Annotated in this window: 17 protein-coding genes; 9 read left to right on the top strand and 8 right to left on the bottom strand. The window is 59.8% G+C overall.

Translation table 11 applies throughout. The annotated features are described in order from the left end of the window. Positions 1-28: 28 nt before the first annotated feature. Positions 29-916 carry a LysR family transcriptional regulator gene (locus ACO6TG_RS27195; RefSeq protein ID WP_422376071.1) on the bottom strand — a complete coding sequence of 296 codons (888 nt, stop codon included), beginning with the start codon at positions 914-916 and terminating at the stop codon, positions 29-31. Positions 917-1016: 100 nt separating this feature from the next. On the opposite strand from ACO6TG_RS27195, the gene ACO6TG_RS27190 reads away from it, so the two are divergent. The 3 genes from ACO6TG_RS27190 to ACO6TG_RS27180 all read left to right on the top strand — a co-directional run bounded on the left by ACO6TG_RS27190 (position 1017) and on the right by ACO6TG_RS27180 (position 2891). Next, complete coding sequence (locus ACO6TG_RS27190) at positions 1017-1169, top strand: hypothetical protein (RefSeq protein WP_422376070.1); 153 nt, start codon at positions 1017-1019, stop codon at positions 1167-1169. Positions 1170-1292: 123 nt separating this feature from the next. Next, positions 1293-2171 (top strand): NAD(P)-dependent oxidoreductase, encoded by an 879-nt coding sequence (locus tag ACO6TG_RS27185; protein ID WP_422376069.1) that lies wholly within the window; start codon positions 1293-1295, stop codon positions 2169-2171. Between the two features lie 15 nt (positions 2172-2186). After that, on the top strand, positions 2187-2891 hold the full coding sequence (locus ACO6TG_RS27180; protein WP_422376068.1) for a DNA alkylation repair protein: 705 nt from the start codon (positions 2187-2189) through the stop codon (positions 2889-2891). A 9-nt stretch (positions 2892-2900) separates the two neighbouring features. Here the strand turns inward: ACO6TG_RS27180 and ACO6TG_RS27175 are convergent, their stop codons facing one another. From ACO6TG_RS27175 to ACO6TG_RS27160, 4 genes are all read right to left on the bottom strand, one after another. Further along, on the bottom strand, positions 2901-3392 hold the full coding sequence (locus tag ACO6TG_RS27175) for a DUF302 domain-containing protein (protein ID WP_422376067.1): 492 nt from the start codon (positions 3390-3392) through the stop codon (positions 2901-2903). Between the two features lie 99 nt (positions 3393-3491). After that, on the bottom strand, positions 3492-4565 hold the full coding sequence (locus tag ACO6TG_RS27170) for a hybrid-cluster NAD(P)-dependent oxidoreductase (RefSeq protein ID WP_094070420.1): 1074 nt from the start codon (positions 4563-4565) through the stop codon (positions 3492-3494). Positions 4566-4569: 4 nt separating this feature from the next. Beyond that, the gene (locus ACO6TG_RS27165) at positions 4570-5805 is read right to left on the bottom strand and encodes an aromatic ring-hydroxylating oxygenase subunit alpha (RefSeq protein WP_094070419.1); all 1236 of its coding nucleotides are present in this window, start codon (positions 5803-5805) and stop codon (positions 4570-4572) included. Positions 5806-5953: 148 nt separating this feature from the next. Continuing rightward, on the bottom strand, positions 5954-7990 hold the full coding sequence (locus ACO6TG_RS27160) for an FAD-dependent oxidoreductase (RefSeq protein ID WP_422376066.1): 2037 nt from the start codon (positions 7988-7990) through the stop codon (positions 5954-5956). A 168-nt stretch (positions 7991-8158) separates the two neighbouring features. On the opposite strand from ACO6TG_RS27160, the gene ACO6TG_RS27155 reads away from it, so the two are divergent. From ACO6TG_RS27155 to ACO6TG_RS27145, 3 genes are all read left to right on the top strand, one after another. Beyond that, positions 8159-8806, top strand: a complete 648-nt coding sequence (locus ACO6TG_RS27155) for a TetR/AcrR family transcriptional regulator (protein WP_422376065.1) — start codon at positions 8159-8161, stop codon at positions 8804-8806. Positions 8807-8869: 63 nt separating this feature from the next. Beyond that, on the top strand, positions 8870-9733 hold the full coding sequence (locus tag ACO6TG_RS27150) for a helix-turn-helix domain-containing protein (protein ID WP_422376064.1): 864 nt from the start codon (positions 8870-8872) through the stop codon (positions 9731-9733). A 68-nt stretch (positions 9734-9801) separates the two neighbouring features. Beyond that, entirely contained in the window at positions 9802-10209 is a 408-nt protein-coding gene (locus ACO6TG_RS27145; protein WP_422376063.1) for a VOC family protein, read from the top strand. 21 nt (positions 10210-10230) lie between these two features. On the opposite strand, the gene ACO6TG_RS27140 is transcribed toward ACO6TG_RS27145, so the two are convergent. After that, entirely contained in the window at positions 10231-10719 is a 489-nt protein-coding gene (locus ACO6TG_RS27140; protein ID WP_208988887.1) for an Lrp/AsnC family transcriptional regulator, read from the bottom strand. Positions 10720-10835: 116 nt separating this feature from the next. Then, positions 10836-11510, bottom strand: a complete 675-nt coding sequence (locus ACO6TG_RS27135) for a uracil-DNA glycosylase family protein (RefSeq protein WP_422376062.1) — start codon at positions 11508-11510, stop codon at positions 10836-10838. A gap of 143 nt (positions 11511-11653) precedes the next feature. Between ACO6TG_RS27135 and ACO6TG_RS27130 the strand changes: the two genes are divergently transcribed. Further along, the gene (locus ACO6TG_RS27130) at positions 11654-13198 is read left to right on the top strand and encodes a sensor histidine kinase (protein ID WP_422376061.1); all 1545 of its coding nucleotides are present in this window, start codon (positions 11654-11656) and stop codon (positions 13196-13198) included. Positions 13199-13215: 17 nt separating this feature from the next. Here the strand turns inward: ACO6TG_RS27130 and cobT are convergent, their stop codons facing one another. Beyond that, the gene (gene cobT / locus ACO6TG_RS27125; protein ID WP_422376060.1) at positions 13216-14241 is read right to left on the bottom strand and encodes a nicotinate-nucleotide--dimethylbenzimidazole phosphoribosyltransferase; all 1026 of its coding nucleotides are present in this window, start codon (positions 14239-14241) and stop codon (positions 13216-13218) included. A gap of 104 nt (positions 14242-14345) precedes the next feature. Here cobT and cobS point away from each other — a divergent pair, with 104 nt between their 5' ends. Both cobS and ACO6TG_RS27115 read left to right on the top strand, forming a co-directional pair. Beyond that, entirely contained in the window at positions 14346-15221 is an 876-nt protein-coding gene (gene cobS, locus ACO6TG_RS27120; RefSeq protein ID WP_422376059.1) for an adenosylcobinamide-GDP ribazoletransferase, read from the top strand. 96 nt (positions 15222-15317) lie between these two features. Next, positions 15318-16457: an alpha/beta hydrolase gene (locus ACO6TG_RS27115; RefSeq protein ID WP_422376058.1), complete on the top strand. Its 1140-nt coding sequence runs from the start codon at positions 15318-15320 to the stop codon at positions 16455-16457. Positions 16458-16500: the final 43 nt, after the last annotated feature.

Below are 16500 nucleotides of genomic sequence, written 5' to 3'. Positions count from 1 at the left end.
CTCGCCGCAGGAATCCAGACTTCAGACCCTAGTCGGTGTCTTCCGGCCGCATGGACCGCATCCAGTTCAAGAAGGCTTTCAGCGGCGGACGCTTGATGCCCGGCCGGGTCACCAGGTGATAGCCCGTGCCAGGATTGACACCTTCCTCGAACAGCACCTGCATGCTGCCGGCAGCGACATCTGCCTCGATGAAGGTCTTGGCGGTTGCCGAGATGCCCTCGCCGCGCCGCACACCTTCCAGCACCATATAGCCCGGCAAATGGGTGATGTTCAGCTTGCCCTTCGGAACCACACCCTGGCGCTCCATCCAGATGGCCAGTTCATTGGTGCCGTACTCCGAAAGCCAGGGGAATTGAAGCAGGTCTTCCGGCTTTTCGATTTTCCGGTCCCCGATCAGGCAGCTGGCGCCGACAACCGCGAAATTGGTTGTCAGAAAGAGCTCGGAATCGAAACCGGGCCAGTCACCGTTGCCAAAGCGGATGGCGAGATCCACGCCGCCGGGCCGGAGCTCGACCACCTGTGCGGTCGGGTTGAGCATCAGCTCGATTTCCGGATGCTTGAGGCGGAAATCGTTGATCCGCGGCATCAACCAGCTGATCGCAAAGGACGGCGTCATGGTGATGTTCAGCGGCCGGGCGACATCTTCCTGCAGGAGTTCGTCAACCGTGTCGCGAATGATGTCGAAGCCGCTGCTTAACCCGTCAAACAGGCGATCGCCTTCCGGAGTAAGGGCAACACCTCTGCCCTCGCGCACAACCAGCTGAAACCCGAGAAAGGTCTCCAGGCCTCGTATCTGCTGGCTGACGGCAGCATGGGTGACGTTCAATTCGCGGCCGGCCGCTGAGAAACTCCTGGTTTCCGCAACCACGGCAAAGGCTCTCAAAGCATTCAGAGAGGGAAGTGCACGCCAATCCATATGTAACTTCACCTTACATTTCAAAATTCTAATTAACTGGCACTTTCCCTATCAAACAGCCATCTTCAGGCTACACCAACCGGCAAGAGGATGTAAGACAATGTTTGATATCTATGCCCGCAGTTTTCTTGAAGCAAGCCGCTTTACGCCGAACACGCGTCCGGATCCAAAGACGCAGGAGCGGCTCAAGGTGACTGACCGGAAACGGCAGCGGCATTTCTGGTTGTGGCAACGGCGTCCCTATTGGGCCTGATGCTTTGACGGTGGTCTTTCCTGAGCTGACAGGCTGATGGAAATGCCCTAAAACCATGACCACTACATTTTACGAAAGGCCCGGTTCAAAACCGGGCCTTTGTCTGAAAAAGGGAGCCTCGTCATGGCAAAGGTTGCGTTCATCGGTCTGGGTGTCATGGGATACCCGATGGCGGGGTACTTGAAGATCAAGGGCGGTCACGACGTCACCGTCTATAACCGGACCACCGCCAAGGCCGAAAAATGGGCCAAGGAATATGGCGGCAGCTTCGCGACAACGCCGAAGGAAGCCGCTGAAGGCTGCGATTTCGTTTTTGCCTGCGTCGGCAATGATGACGACCTGCGCTCCATCACAACGGGCACAGACGGTGCCTTCCACGGACTGAAAGAAGGCGCCATCTTCATCGACAACACCACCGCTTCGGCTGAAGTTGCCCGCGAGCTTCATACGGCCGCCAGGGACAAGGGCTGCGGCTTCATCGACGCTCCGGTTTCCGGTGGCCAGGCCGGTGCGGAAAACGGTGTTCTGACCGTTATGTGCGGCGGCGACCAGGATGTTTTCGACAAGGCCAAGCCGGTCATTGAGTGTTTCGCCAAGTTTGTCGGCCTGATGGGCGAAAGTGGCGCTGGCCAGCTGACCAAGATGGTCAACCAGATCTGCATTGCCGGCCTGGTTCAGGGCCTTTCGGAAGCCATTCACTTTGCCAAAAAGGCAGACCTCGACGTTGAGAAAGTCATCTCGGCCATTCGCGGTGGCGCCGCCCAGTCCTGGCAGATGGAAAACCGTTGGGAGACCATGAATGCCGGCAAGTTCGACTATGGTTTTGCCGTCGACTGGATGCGCAAGGATCTCGACATCTGCCTGCAGACCGCACGCAACACAGGCGCCCGGCTGCCGGTGACCGCGCTGGTCGACCAGTTCTACGGCGAAGTTCAGGCCATGGGCGGCAATCGCTGGGATACGTCCAGCCTGATCGCCCGGCTAGAGAATGCGGACAAGTAAAGCCCCGTCGCACCGATGACTTCCACCCAGGATTGGACAGTTGACAGCGTGCTTGCCGAGCTGCGTGCAGCAGGCTCGGAAGAGAACCGGGCCGGCATGGCCCGGTTCGGTATCGACAGTTCGCATGCCTTTGGCGTGCCGCTATCGGTGCTGCGTCCCCTCGCCCGCAAGATTGGCCGATCACCGGACCTCGTGCCATCGCTTTGGCAAAGCGGCTGGCACGAGGCGCGTCTGCTCGCCATTCTCCTGACGCCGCCCAAAGCCCTGACACCGGACCTGGCGCTGTCATGGCTGGAGGAGATCCAGTCCTGGGATCTGTGCGACCAGTTGACCAACGTGCTTGCCCGGCGCGAGGGATCGGACGAACTGGTCATCATGCTGGCGGCCGATGAGCGGGAATTCGTCCGTCGGGCAGCTTTTGCCCTGATCGCCTGGCGCGCGGTTCATGCCAAGAAAGCACCGGATACCGAGTTCACGGCCTATCTGGACCTGATCGAACGCTATGCGGTCGATGAACGGAATTTCGTCTGGAAGGCGGTGCACTGGGCATTGCGCCAGATCGGCAAACGATCGTTGTCGCTGCACCAACCTGCCCTAGCGCTGGCCGAACGCCTTGGCGCTTCTGACGACAAGACGGCACGGAAAGTCGGCCGCACGGCCGCGAAAGAGCTGTCCTCCGAGAAGGTGCTGCTCCGCCTAAACGAACGCGCTGTTGGCTGAGACCTTACCCTATTGGCCGGCAGCTTCCCGCGCGAGGCCGTCAAGCAGCGCGTTGACATTGGCGATTGCGGCTTTTGAGGTTTCCGACCCCGTTTCTGCCAGGTTCCGGTAACCGACGGTGACCGTTCCGGGCGTGTCGGGCTGCTCGAACACAAAGACCGCATAGGGACAATAGGCGATGTTGATCGCATCGGCCTCCATCGCCTTGCGCGACAGGTCGGCGGAACAGAACAGCATCGACTGTGCCTGCATGTAGATCTGCTTTTCGCCGCCGACATCCTTCGCTGTCCGGTTCAGCATGTCGCCGATATGGGAAACGTAGTCGATGACGAGTCCGCGATTGACTATGGCGTTTTCCAGATCGAAGCGCACATCCTCAAACTCCGCCTCGACCTGATAGGCCGTCACGCCCTCCGGAATGGATTGCGCCATTGCTGGCGAAATGGCCGGCAAGATCAGTGCTGCTCCCGCAAGACAGGCGCTCAAAGGAAATTTCAACATGCGACGTCCTCCCAGTGACACCGGCAAGGTAAGCCCCCTCGCCTGTGTCCGCCATTGATACATCGCAATTATTGAATGTATTTCCAACCGAAAAGAGAACTAGACCTCGACTTCGACGGTGCCGATCGGATTGGAACAGCACGCCAGGATGTATCCGGCCTCGACATCTTCCTCACTAATACCGCCGGAATGGACCATGTGAACCTCGCCGGAGACCTTCTTGACCTTGCAGGTGCCGCAGACACCGAATGTGCAGCCAGAGGGGATGTTGAGGCCCGCATCCTTGGCGACCGCCAGGACCGTGTCGGTTTCCGAGCACCAGGCCGAGACCTGCGAATTGGAAAAAACGATCTGGGCCTGAACATCGTCCTGCGGCACGACATCGTCGAATTCGGTGAGCTCTTCCTTGGTTTCGGCCGGCGCCTGGAAGCTCTCCTGGTGATAGCGGTCCATGTCGTAGCCGAGGGCGTTCAGGATCTCGCGCACCGAGTCCATGAAGCCTTCCGGGCCACAGCAAAAGACATCCCGTTCCAGGTAGTCATTGCACATCAGGCCCAGCATCAGCTGGTTGAAATGACCCCGGTAGCCGGTCCAGACTTCGTAAGGATCGCTCTTTGACACGACAAAATGAAGCTGCAGGCCGGTCACGCGGCTGGCCATATACTCCAGCTTCTGGCGGAAAATCAGCTCAACCGGCCGATTGGCGCATTGAATGAAGCAGATGTCCGGGTCTTCGCCGCGCTCAAACAGGGTCTGCGCCATCGACATCATCGGCGTGACGCCGGACCCGGCCGAGATGAACAGGTACTTGCCATCGGGACTGGGCGGCAGATGAAACAGGCCGGCCGGCCCATAAGCCTTGATCCGCATGCCCGGCTTCAAGTGGTCCAGCATCCAGCGCGTGCCGATGCTGTCGGCATGGGCCTTCACGGTCACCGAGACATAGGCGTTGGATACAGGTGAAGACGACAGCGTGTAGGTCCGCTGCACGTTGCCGCCGGGAACCGGCAGGTCCAGCGTGATGAACTGTCCGGCCTTGTAGACAAAGGTCGCGCCGGAGGGCGGGCGGAAGGAGAATGTTTTCACATCCGGTGCTTCCGGCACCACCATCACGCATTCCAGGACTTCGCTGTCGGTCCAGACGGGCGTGTCGCGCCCGGGCATCGGGATCATGAGCTTACTCCGCTGCCACGCGGAACCGGCCCATCAGACCGTTTTCCAGGGTTTGTGCGTACCAGTCGATGAACTGAATGACACCGCTTTCCTGCAGCGGCGAATAGGGCCCGGGCTCATAGGCCGGCGACTTGATGCCAATCTGGTTTTCCTCGACGATCTGCCGGTCCTCGTCATTGGTGTGGATCCAGACTTCGGTCAGACGCTCCAGGTCATAATCGACGCCTTCCTCGGCATCCTTGTGCACCAGCCAGGTGGTCGTGACTTCCGTTTCCATCGGTCCGATCGGCAGCACGCGGAAGGTCAGCACGGAATCGGACAGGAAATGGTTCCAGGTGTTCGGATAGTGGAAGAACAGGCAGGAGCCGGCATTGTCGAACGGCACCGAGCCGATGCGCTTGGAAACGGCCGCCTTGCCGTCCATCGTGTAACTGACCGCATCACCCAGGAACGGAATGCGCACGAAGCGCCAGCGCTCGTCGGGAGAGATCACGTATTTTGCCGGAAACCCTGCATTCTCGCAGCGTTCGACATGCGCCAGGCCCGCATTGGAGCTGGTGGAATCATCCCCGCCCACCAGATTGGGGTCATCCGGGAAGGTGCGGCACAGGGAGGGGTGTGAACCGGAGCAGTGATAACATTCGCGGTTGTTTTCCAGCACCAGCTTCCAGTTGCCCTCTTCGATGATCGACGACTGGTGGGCAACCTTCAGATTGGAAAGATCATGCGGTCCAAGATACCGCTTGGCCTGCCTGACGAGCTCGGTGGTGTCAGGCGCAACGGCGGCCAGGCAAATGAAGACCATGCCGGAAACGTCGACGCAATGCACCGTCTTCAGCCCATGGTCATCGGGCTTGAAATCCGGCCCCATCTCGCGCGCCCAGAGCAGCTTGCCGTCCAGCTCGTAGGTCCACTGATGATAGGGACAGACCAGTTTCGGCGCAGAGCCCTTGGAGGCTGCGCAGATCCGGCTGCCACGATGACGGCAGGAATTGTGGAAGGCCCGAATGACGCCGTCGGAACCGCGCACCACGATGACCGAATAGTCACCGATCTGCAGCGTCACATAGTTGCCCGCCTTCGGCAGCTCTGCTGACGGCAGCGCAAAGATCCAGTCTTTCTGCCAGATGTTCCTCAGGTCGGCCTGATAGACGTCGGCGTCGGTGTAGAAGGCCTGCGGCAGGGAATAACCTGCGCGGCGGCCCATCAAGAGAGAGAGAATTTCTGCATCGCTGAGCATGGTGACACGTCCTTTCCGGCCGAGTCATCCGGCCGATCCCAGAGCGAGAAATTAGGCGCACACCCGGCCCGGGCCGTAGCGCAAAAGCGGCATCCGGTTATCCATGTAAGACGCGCCGAAAATTTCCGCAGGCGTGGTGAATGTTTCGTCAGATATCCTTGACCAGACGTAAGGCGTCATAGATGGCTGCATGGGTGTTGCGGGCCGACACCGCATCGCCAATCCGGAACAACGCAAAGCGCCCTTCCGGATTGGCCTCCATGGGCTGCGGCCGTCCGAAAATCAGCGCCTCCTGATTGACGGCGCCCAGGTTTTTGGACAGCGGCTTCAGGTCGAAATAAAGCTCATCCATCGGGATGGTGCCGTGGTTGACCACGATCTGATCAAACTCCCGTTCCTGCGTATGGCTGGAATAATCCGTGCCGATCACCGCGGTGATCATGTTGCCCGACCGTCTGGCCGCCTTCAGCCGGTAAGTCACCGTGAAGCGCACATCCTTGTCCTGCAGTGAACGCATATAGGGCACCAGGTTCATGGCCATGACATCCGGCGCAAAGGACCGGTCCGGGGTCATGATCTCGACATGGGCGCCGGACCTGGCAATGATCTCGGCCGCCTGGAGAGCGGCATGATCGCCGGCATCGTCATAGACAAGCACCCGCCTGCCCGGTTTGACATCGCCGGCAATGATATCCCAGGACGAGACGACAAGGTCATTGCCTTCCGACAGGACGTCCGTGTGGGGCAGACCGCCAGTGGCAACAATTACTGAATCCGGGTTTTGGGACGTCACATCAGATGCTTCTGCAAATGTATTGAAGCGAAACTTCACATCTCTTGCCACACATTGGTCCATGCGCCATTCAATGATCGAAATCATCTCCCGACGGCGTTCGGACTGGGCGGTCAGACGGATCTGACCACCAGCGTCCGGAGCGGCTTCGAACACCGTCACGTCGTGACCGCGCTCGGCAGCCACGCGAGCCGCCTCCATGCCTGCCGGCCCGGCACCGACAATCACGACCTTCTTCCGGTTCTCCGCAGGCGGGATCTCATGCGGCATCGTGAGTTCCCGTCCGGTGGCCGCGTTGTGAATGCACAGGGCGTCGCCGGCCTGATAGATGCGGTCCAGACAATAGGTGGCGCCGACGCAGGGCCGAATATCGTCTTCCCGCTTTTCTGCGATCTTCCTGACCAGCAAGGGATCGGCCATGTGTGCACGGGTCATGCCCACCATATCGAGCAGCCCTTCGGCGATCGCGTGCCGGGCGGTCGCCACATCGGGGATCTTGGCAGCGTGGAAGGTCGGCAGGCCAATCTCTTTCCTGATCCGGCCAGCGAAGTCGAGATGGGGCGCGTTGCGCATGCCCTGGACCGGAATGACATCGGTCAGCCCCGGATCCGTATCGATGTGACCACGGATGACATTCAGGAAATCGATCTTGCCGGTGTCCTTGAGGCGCCGGGCGATGTCCAGACCCTCGTCCGCCGTAATGCCCCCTTCCATGTCCTCGTCGGCCGTGAACCGGATCCCGAGAATGAAGTCATCCCCGACACGTTCACGAACCGCATCGATCACGTCCAGCGAAAAGCGCATGCGGTTCTCCAGGGAGCCTCCATAAGGTCCGCCAAGCGTGTTGGTGGCCGGTGACCAGAACTGGTCCATCAGGTGGCCATAGGCCTGCAGCTCGATGCCGTCCATGCCGCCCTCCTTCATGCGCTCTGCGGCATCGGCGTAGTCCTGAATGATCCGTTCAATATCCCAGTCTTCAACCTGCTTCGGAAAGGCCCTGTGAGCTGCCTCGCGTTCATGGCTCGACGACACTGCCGGCAGCCAGTCCCCCTTGTTCCAATGTGTACGGCGACCGAGATGCGTCAGCTGGATCATGACGGCGCAGCCATGCTCATGGCAGGCATCCGTCAGCTTACGGACCCAGGGCACCACCTCGTCCTTGTAGGCAAGGATGTTGTTGAAGACGGGCGGCGAATTGCGCGACACGGCAGCAGACCCGGCCGTCATGGTCATGGCGACACCGGCTTTGGCACGCACTTCATGATAGGCCCGGTACCGGTCCTTGGGCATGCCGTCTTCCGGATAGGCCGGTTCGTGCGACGTGATCATGATCCGGTTTTTCAATGTCAGGTGCTTCAGCTGATAGGGCTGCAACAGCGGATCCTTGGACATCAGTTTCCCTCTTCGAACCTCTTCCGGCGGCGCGGAACTCCTCATTACGGCCAGAGTGAGCCAGACAATTTGCTTTGAAAAGACGCAAAAACGACATTCATGTCGCTTTTGATGACACAGGTGTCAATTTTGATTGCTGTGGCGGAAATTCGCTGCTATCGGGGATTAATGACCGAGCCCTTGATCGAAAAAACAACCGGCTGGCGGGGCACCCGCGAGATCTGGATCGAAGCGGCCTATCAGGCCCTTCTGGAGAACGGTATTGATGGTGTGAAGGTGATGCCGCTTGCGGAGCGGCTCGGCCTGTCGCGCACCAGCTTCTACGGCCACTTTTCAGATCGCGACGATCTTCTGAACGCCCTGATCACCCTGTGGCAATCCAAGAACACCGGCAATCTGGTGAGGCGCACCGAAGACTACGCGGAGACGATCACCGAAGCGATCCTGAATCTCTTCGATCTCTGGCTCATGCCGGAGCTGTTCGATTCAAAACTGGAGTTTGCCGTGCGCAACTGGGCGCATACCGACGCATCCCTGGCGGTCCTTCTGGACGAGGCCGACCGGGTACGCGTTGGTGCGCTGCAGACCATGTTCGAACGGTTCGGGTATGACGCGGCCTATGCCCGCGTGCGCGCCGACACGATTTATCTCACGCAGATCGGTTACATCTCTATGATCAAGGATGGCCCGAGCGAACCTCTTGGCCCACGGCTACAGCGCATGCCCTATTTTGTCGAAATCTTTTGCGGCAAGGCCGTGTCCGACGCAGAAACCGCCCGATTTTTTGCCCGGCATCCCTTGGAAAGCCAGACCTGACGCCCTGCATTTTGCGTGACGGGAGTATCCCCGATCCTTATTCTGCGCGCGGAAGGAAGATCCATGTCTGCCGAATTCGCACCTTCAACACCGTCCATGTCGCCGCCTCCCGGCATCAACGCCGGTTTCTGGCGCCTGGACGCCCCTGTGGATCTGCGCGCCTATTTCACGAATGTCGTTGGCTATGAGGAGCGCGGCCCTCAAGCCAACAAGATGATTGAGGCGGCCTCCCTGACCATCCCCCTGGTGATCAATCTTGGCTCCCCGTTCCAGATCGGGATCGGATATCGCCCCACCCGCGACGACGCTGTGCCCAGCTTCGTCGCCGGCCTTTGCGGCGCGCCGGTCTTCATTCGGTCCAACGGCCAGGCCAGTTGTTTCCAGGTCAACTTCACGCCGCTTGGCGCCCGCCGTTTTTTCGATCTGCCCATGGACGAACTGACCGGGCGTATGCAAGCCGCCGAGGACATCGCGGATCCGGAGACCGCCGAATTTGTTCGCCAGATCGAAGACATGGATTGCTGGACCAGCCGCCTGCAGCACGGCCTGAACTTTGTCTGCAATCGCCTTCGAAAACGGCTCGCCCCTGCAACACGCAGTGAGGTCGCCTATCGACGGCTTTTGCAATCCGGCGGCCGTCATCCAATCGCTGCGCTGGCGGAGGAACTCGGCTGGAGCCGGAAACATCTCGTCAGCCAGTTTCGCCGCGACATCGGTCGACCTCCCAAGGCCGTAGCTAGGGTCATTCGGTTCAATCAGCTGTTTCACCTGGCAAATACGTCGCAAGACATCAACTGGCCAGGCGTCGCCCTCGACTTCGGTTATGCGGATCAGGCCCATCTGATCCGCGACTTTGTCGAGTTTACCGGTTTTTCCCCGACGACCTGGCAGGGTTTCAACCGAAATAACCTGGCCCCCACCTGGTGACAGGTAACAAATCTTCAAGCCACCTCGCCGACCGACGGGTATCACCTTGCCATCAAAGGAGGTGAACCATGACCTATGAAGCCAGCAGAATTTTCCCCGCCTACAGGTTCGGCAATGCCGAGGCAATGATCACATGGCTGTGCAACAGCATCGGTTTTGTAGAACATCTCGTTCACCGGGATACAAAAGGAACCGTGAGCCACGCCGAGCTCGCATTCGGCTCGGCAATGATCATGCTCGGACAGGCACGGGACGATGAATTCGCCAAGATTGTGGGCCAACCCGAGGGCCCCAACGGCAAAACCATCTATCTTGCAGTCGACGACGCCGATCAGGCCTTTGCCAGGGCCGAAGCGGCGGGCGCCACAATCCTGCAGGAACCGGAAGATCGGGACTATGGCAGCCGGGAGTTTATCTGCCAGGACCCCGAGGGCAACCTGTGGTGCCTCGGCACCTATTGGCCAAAAGTGGCCTGAGCCGCCACGCCGGAGCGGGGCTCAGCCCTTTTCCGGCTTCGGCTTTTCCGCAGCCACATAGCCAAGCGGCAGCGCCGTGGTGTTCTTGATCTGCTCCATGGCAAAGGTCGTCGAGACGTCGGAGATGTCGATCTTGGCGATCAGCTTCTTGTAAAAGGCATCGTAGGCCTCAATGTCCGGCACGGCGACCCGGAGCAGGTAGTCGACCTGCCCCGCCATCCTGTAGAACTCAACCACTTCCGGAAACTCCCGGATCACGTCCGCAAATTTCTTGAGCCAGTCCTCGGAATGCTGACTTGTCGTGATCGCGACAAAGGCCGTGACCTTGGCATTGACCTTGGTGGGATCCAGCAACGCAACACGGCCCGTGATCACGCCGTCTTCTTCCATTTTCTGGATGCGCCGCCAGCAGGGTGTCGTTGACAGTCCGACCCGGCGGCCGATTTCGGCGACGGGAACGGTGCAATCTTCCTGCAGGATTGACAGAATACGGCGGTCGATACGGTCGATCATGAAAGGATCCGGTTTTGTCGGCTGATTGCCCTCGCGCTCTTCCCGACCGCCTTGGGAAATCATTTTAACTGAACGGGAAAAGGCGTAACTGAATTTCAAGTGGAAAGTCAAATTCAGCCATTTTGAGAATTTTTTTCGATCTCGGGCGAATTGCTCTCGCTCTCCGTCAATCGTTTCACCTCCCGGCGCAGCACAGGCACAAGATCCGTCTCGAACCAGGGGTTTTTCTTCAGCCAGGCATTGTTTCGCCAGGATGGATGCGGCAGCGGCAAAACCCGCCTGCCGCCTTCAATGACATCCTCACCGAAATAGTTCCGCCAATCGGTCACCGTCGCCGTCAGGGATTTGTGCCGTCTGTCGCCGAGGTGATAGGCCTGTGCATATTGGCCGATGATCAGGATCAGCTCGATTTGCGGCATCTCGGCAAACAGCCGGTCATGCCAGGCCTTGCGACACTCACGACGCGGTGGCAGGTCCCCTCCCTTGGCGTCGAGCCCAGGAAAGCAGAACCCCATGGGGACGATCGCGAGTTGGTCCGGGTCGTAGAAGGTCTCCTCGCCTATTCCCATCCAGTCCCGCAAGCGGTCACCGCTCGGATCGGTGAACGGTCTGCCGCTCTTGTGAACGCGTGTCCCAGGCGCCTGGCCGCAAATGCAGAGCCTTGCCGTCGAGGAGACCTGGAGGACGGGTCGCGGCGAATGCGGCAGAGGTGCGGCCTCGGGCTGGTCGACGCAGATCCGGCAGGCGCGGATCTCCTTCGCAAGCTGCTGAAGGTCTTGTGATTTCATCTTATCCGGCAATTAGTTGCATCCCGACACATTCCGTTAAGACTCCCCTAACCACGATCTTGAGGACGATCTTAAGGAATGGTGAGTCAGAGTGAATAAACAGACACTATCAGAATAACAAAATCACAACTCTTGGGCGGCAAATGGGAACCCTTGCGTCAGAAACAGGCGCCGACAAGGACGCCATCAACGAGCAGCGGGCTCAGCGCCGGCGCGAGATGGCGCGTTCGGCCCAGGATGTCCGCAGCCGTCTGGGCGCGCCTGACAGCCGTCACACCACCTTTGACCTGGAACGCCAGCACCTTTTTGCCGATACCCGTATCAACGCGGCCTATGCCGTGCCACTGCTGGCGCTGATCGTCGCGGCGATTTCCGTCTTGTGGATCGACCCACTGTTCATCGGCGCCTGGTTCACGGTCACGCTTTGCACCCATTTCCTGATGGTTGTGACCAGCCACACCTATGAAAAAGCGCCGTCCGACCAGAAGGCACGGATCTACTGGCGCCGTCGTTTCACGCTCGGCGACTTCATCTACGGCTGCAGCTGGGCGCTGTTTTTCCTGATGCCGAAAACCAGCGATGCCGGTGAAGGCTTCGTCATCTTTCATTTTGCGACGCTGCTGATCGTGGTCGCCATGAACACGATGCAGTCAGCCACATTGCCGAGATGCCTCCTGGCCAGCACACTGCCGATGACGCTGGTCGTGACCGTCAGTTTCCTGAAGGAAGTCGATCCGATCCATTACACGCTTGCAGCGATGGCAATCGGCGCCCAGGGTTTTTTCTTCATTCTTGGCAACCAGCTCCTGAAAAACGCCAACACGATGCTGGAGTACCGGGCGGACAAGGATCACCTGATCGCAGAGCTTGAGACTGCCAATGCCATGTCGGACGAAGCCCGGCGGCGTGCAGAAGCCGCCAACCTTGCAAAGTCCCGTTTCCTGGCCACCATGAGCCACGAGTTGCGCACACCGCTCAATGCCATCCTGGGCTTCTCGGAGATCATGAAGGACGAGGTGCTCGGCCCGATGGAGAACAAGAATTACCGCTCCTACGCCGAAGACATTCACGGGTCCGGACAACACCTTTTGAACCTGATCAACGAGATTCTCGATCTCTCGCGCATCGAGGCCGGCCGCCACGAATTGCATGAAGAACCGCTTTATCTTGACGACGTTGTCGAGGAATGCGGCACCATGATGAAGGTCAGGGCCAAGGCCAAGTCGATTTCGCTGCACCACACCCATGAACCCGACCTGCCCCGGGTCTGGGCCGATGAACGGGCTTTGCGCCAGGTCGTGCTCAACCTGCTCTCCAACGCGGTCAAGTTCACACCTGTCGGCGGCGAGGTCCGGATCATGGTCGGCCCGACCTCCGATGGTGGCCAGTACGTCTCAATAAAGGACAGCGGCCCGGGCATCCCGGAGGAAGAGGTTCCAACCGTTCTGGAAGCCTTCGGTCAGGGTTCACACGCCATCAAGACGGCGGAACCCGGGACCGGCCTCGGGCTGTCGATTGTTCAGGCGCTGGTCAACATGCATGAAGGCAAGTTCGCGTTGAAGTCGAAACTGGGCGAAGGCACGGAAGTCACCGTGACCCTGCCCCGGGCGCGGATCATGAATTTCTCACCGGACGTGGTCTGGGTCGACCCGGAAGATTCCGAACCGGCCTTCAACCGAACCGCCTGAGGCGACAGTCCAGGGCCTTATTCGGACTTTTCAGCAACGCCCGCATCGGCGAATGTGGCCATGCCGGAATGCATTTCAGCCGCCGCTTTCGCAATACCTGCGGCCAGCGCCGCCCCGGAGCCTTCGCCAAGGCGCATGCCGAAATCGAACAGGGCTTCCTTGCCCATATGGTCCAGTGCCCGTGCATGGGCCTGTTCTGCGCTCACATGGGCAAAAAGACAGTGATCTAGCCCTTCCGGGTCCATGGCATAGACGACGGCTGCGGCAGCTGTGGTGACAAAGCCGTCGACAATCACCGGGACACGCTGCAGGCGAGCGGCGATGATGAGACCAGCCATGGCCGAGATTTCCCGTCCGCCGATCTTGCGCAGGATCTCCAGAGGATCCTTTTCACCCTTGAGGCGCTCGACAGCGGCGGTTACCGCATCGCGCTTGCGCGCCAGCCCCTCGTCATCGACACCGGTGCCGCGGCCGATCCAGTCCTCGGCCTTGCCGCCAAAGAGGCCATTCAGCACGGCGGCAGCAACGGTGGTGTTGCCGATGCCCATCTCTCCGAGACAGATCAAATCAACACCGCCAGCCAGGGCTTCCATGCCATATGCCATGGTGGCGGCGCAGTTAGCCTCGTCCATGGCATCTTCCCTGGTAATGCTCGGGGTCGGCATGTCCACCGCCAGATCAAACACTTTCAGACCGATGTCGTAGGCCCGGCAGAGCTGGTTGATGGCCGCACCACCGGCAGCGAAATTCTCGACCATCTGCCGGTTGACCGCGCTCGGGAAGGCGGAGACACCTTCATCGGCGACCCCATGCGCGGTCGCGAAGATAGCGACCAGCGGGCGGGTGATTTTCGGCGGCGCCTTGCCAGACCAGGCAGCGAGCCATTCTGCGATTTCTTCCAGTCTGCCGAGCGATCCGGCAGGTTTGGTCAGTTCCGCATCGCGCGCCCTCACCTTGCCGAGTGCTTCCTCATCCGGTCCAGGCATGGATTTCACCAGATTGCGGATATCGTCGAAAGGCAGCGCGGTCTCGGACAGGGACATTTTCAAGCTTCCGGATTGTTCAGCCGGCCCAGCCGGCACTTGGTATCGCTAAGGCGCTGATCTATAACCGTGCCCTTGAAAAACTCAAGCGCGGGACCGGCCTGATGAGCTCTGAATCCGACCAACTTCCTGATTCCGGAGCCGATTCAAGCTCCGACAAACCTTGGGATCACGCGGCCCCCTTTCTGATCCGCTGTCAGCGCCTGGCGGCCGACGCCGCCGCGTGCGTGCGATTCTTCTCCCGCCTGCCACTCTCCAAGCCCCTCAATGCATTTGACGATCCGGCCGCAATTCCCGACTTCAGGCGCATTGCGCGCGCCGCGCCGCTGGCCGGACTAGTGGTTGCCCTGCCGGCGGCGGCTCTCGGAACGGCTCTCGGCTATACCCACCTGCCGGTGCTTGTGGTGGCGACACTCATGATCGGTCTTCTGGCTGCCACGACCGGTGCCCTGCACGAGGACGGTCTCAGCGACCTGGCTGACGGCTTTTTTGGCGGTGCAACCCGTGACAGGCGCCTTGAGATCATGAAGGACAGCCGCATCGGGGCGTTTGGCGCTCTTGCCCTGATTGTCAGCGTGGTCTTGAGAGTGACCTTGCTGGCCGCTCTGTGGCAAAGATTTTCACCTGCAGATGCTGCCTTGCTGTTCCTTTCGGGCGAAGCCCTCAGCCGTGCGCTTCTTGTCTGGCAATGGCGAGCTCTTCCGCAAGCCCGCCCGGATGGACTTGCAGCCCGGTTCGGCAAACCGGATGCTGCGACCCTGAAAGGGGCATTGCTGGTCACATTGCCGTTGCTGTTGCCCGCCTTTTTGCTGCTGTCCCTGCCCGCGTTTTTGCTGGCTCTCTCGTTGGCGGCGGTCACAGCCTTCGCGGTCGGCGCGCTGGCCCGCGACAAGATCGGCGGGGTCACCGGCGATGTACTTGGCGCGATTCAGCAAACAAGCGGGCTTGGTTTTCTCGCAGGTATGCTTATGGTGCCTTGAAACAACCTGAAGCTGGGACCGGTCGCCCGAATGATCACACGCGTTTGGCAGAATGGTGGGGCAAACCCTCGAACGCAGCCCCTAGTGGCCGCAGCCATGTTGGTATTTGCACTTCTGGTTCTGACTGCCTGCGGCGGCAGACCTGACTCGGGCGCACTGGTGATCAACACCGAACCAGCACCGGATGCCAAGATTAGCGACATCATGATCGTGACCACGCGTGAGCGGGACAGTCGCCCTGACACCTATTTCGGCGGTGAACGCTCCTCGGCTGTCAGCTATGCCGAAGCCTCGATTTCCGTTCCGCCCAGTCACGAGCCGGGCCAGATCGAGTGGCCGGAAAGCCTGCCGGGCAACCCGGAGAAAGATTTTGTTGCCCGCAGCGCCGGCTACATAGCTGACAAGGCAGCCTTCAAACGGCAGATCAATGAGCGTCTTGCGGCCCTTCCGCCCAACAAGCGCGAGGTCTTCGTCTTTATTCACGGCTATAACACGCGCTTTCCCGAAGGCCTTTATCGATTTGCCCAGATCGTTCATGACGCCAAGTTCGAAGGCGTTCCGGTCTTCTTTACCTGGGCGTCCCGCGGCAGGCTCCAGGATTATGTCTATGACCTCAACAGCGCCGCCATTGCCCGCAGTGCGCTGGAAGAAACCCTGGTCGAACTGACGAGCACCAGAGCCACCAACATCACCATTCTTGCGCATTCCATGGGGAACTGGCTGCTGATGGAAACCGCGGTTCAGGCCAAACCGGAAAACCGCAGGCGTATTGCCGCCAAGATCGACGATATCGTGCTGGCCGCGCCGGATATCGATATCGACCTCTTCAAGGCGCAGCTGCGCAAACTCGGCAAACCGCCCAAACCCTATACCGTGATCGTCTCCAAGGACGATCGCGCGCTGCGCCTGTCCAGAACGATTGCCGGCGGCAAGGAACGGGTCGGCGCCTATTCGGACGACCAGGAACTGGCCGAACTCGGCGCAATCGTGATCGATGTGACGGAACTGGAATCGCTCGACGGAGCACATCATTCAAAATTCGCGCAGCTTGCCCAACTGAGGCCGGAAATGCGCACGACACTGAGCAATTCCGTTGTTTCGTCGTCAGCCGACCAAAATCGCGGTGCCAATCTCGGCAATGATCTGGGCAGTTTCGTCGGCAATGCCGCCGGGACAGCCGTCGCTCTGCCGATCCGGGTCATCACCGCCCCCTTCACTTATGGCGGCGGTTCCTGATCACAGCACCTGACACCTGTCACTTCCGCCACATTTTGTCTTG

Source organism: Roseibium sp., from assembly GCF_965233565.1.
GTDB lineage: Bacteria > Pseudomonadota > Alphaproteobacteria > Rhizobiales > Stappiaceae > Roseibium.
Note: the sequence above shows the minus strand (reverse complement) of the source record. Positions and strands in the feature narration are given on the sequence as shown.